Annotated in this window: 2 protein-coding genes; both read left to right on the top strand. The window is 43.4% G+C overall.

Annotation, left to right across the window (positions count from 1 at the left end):
* Positions 1-475 (top strand): MucB/RseB C-terminal domain-containing protein (locus A3739_RS01065; RefSeq protein WP_197471926.1); only part of this gene is annotated, 475 nt, incomplete at its 5' end.
* Positions 476-479: 4 nt separating this feature from the next.
* A complete protein-coding gene (locus A3739_RS01060) occupies positions 480-947 on the top strand; it encodes a SoxR reducing system RseC family protein (RefSeq protein WP_068499849.1) in 468 nt (155 codons plus the stop codon).
* The last annotated feature ends 124 nt before the right edge of the window (positions 948-1,071 follow it).

Raw genomic sequence — 1,071 nt, 5'->3', positions numbered from 1 at the left:
CACGGGTTTGTTGTTGAAATCACAGGTCTTGGGTGTTCAAGACAAACCATTAGAGTTATTTCAATTCTCCCAATTAGAATTGCCTGCCGAAACGTTTGATTCTGATTTTGAATTTGATGTGGATAGTAGCGTTGTTTCTCACCATAAAGTGCCGATGAGTGAAAACGATATGCGTTGGCCAGAAAGACTAAACTGGACTGCTAATTATCACCCTCCCGGATTTATGGAAGTAGAATCGACTAAGAAAGCGGGTAGTGTTGTGTTGTACTCCGATGGTCTTGCGAACTATACCGTTTTTGTTGAGTTGAAGAGCAAGGCATCGTTACCAAATGGCGCGACTAAGGTTGGTGCAACAACTATGTATATCAAACCTCTAGAGTTTAATGACTCTGAATACACAGTGACGGTTGTTGGTGAAATTCCACCCATGACGGCGATGAACATCGCTGAGGGTGTTCAGCCGATCATGGAGTAGCCGCATGGCAAGTGAACGCGGTATAGTTCTTGAGCTTCGTGATCAGCGTGCTCTTATTCAGACTCAAAGAAGAAGTTCTTGTCAAAGTTGTCAGTTAGAAAACTCTTGTGGTCAAGGCTTGATCTCAAAGCTCGGCTCTGAGAAGAGCATGGAGTTTTGGGTTGATAACTCCTTAGATGCACAGGTAGGCCAGACTGTGACGATAGATTTACCAGATGAAGGCTTGCTGTACGCATCGGTCTTAATGTTTTTGGTGCCTCTCATCATAATGCTTGCATCTGCAGGACTAGCTTTCGCAACAACAGAGAATGAACTCTTTTCGATTTTCGCTGGGGTAATCGGATTGCTGTCGGGCTTTTATTTCGCACGCGTTAAAAGTCAGTCGATGCAGAATGACTCCCGTTTCGTACCAGTGCTGAACACGATTCAGTTATCTAGTGCCGAAGGTGGCGCTTGCTTTCCCTCAAAGTGATACTTTGGGCACAACTGAGTTGTGGCCCTTCTTATAAAAATAGTGCCTTACCTAAGGTTAATTTGAATCTCATTCACACAACACTAAATATGAATGTAAGAGACCTTTTGTTCCTTTAATGTTA

This window comes from Oleiphilus sp. HI0067 (assembly GCF_001635735.1).
Note: the sequence above shows the minus strand (reverse complement) of the source record. Positions and strands in the feature narration are given on the sequence as shown.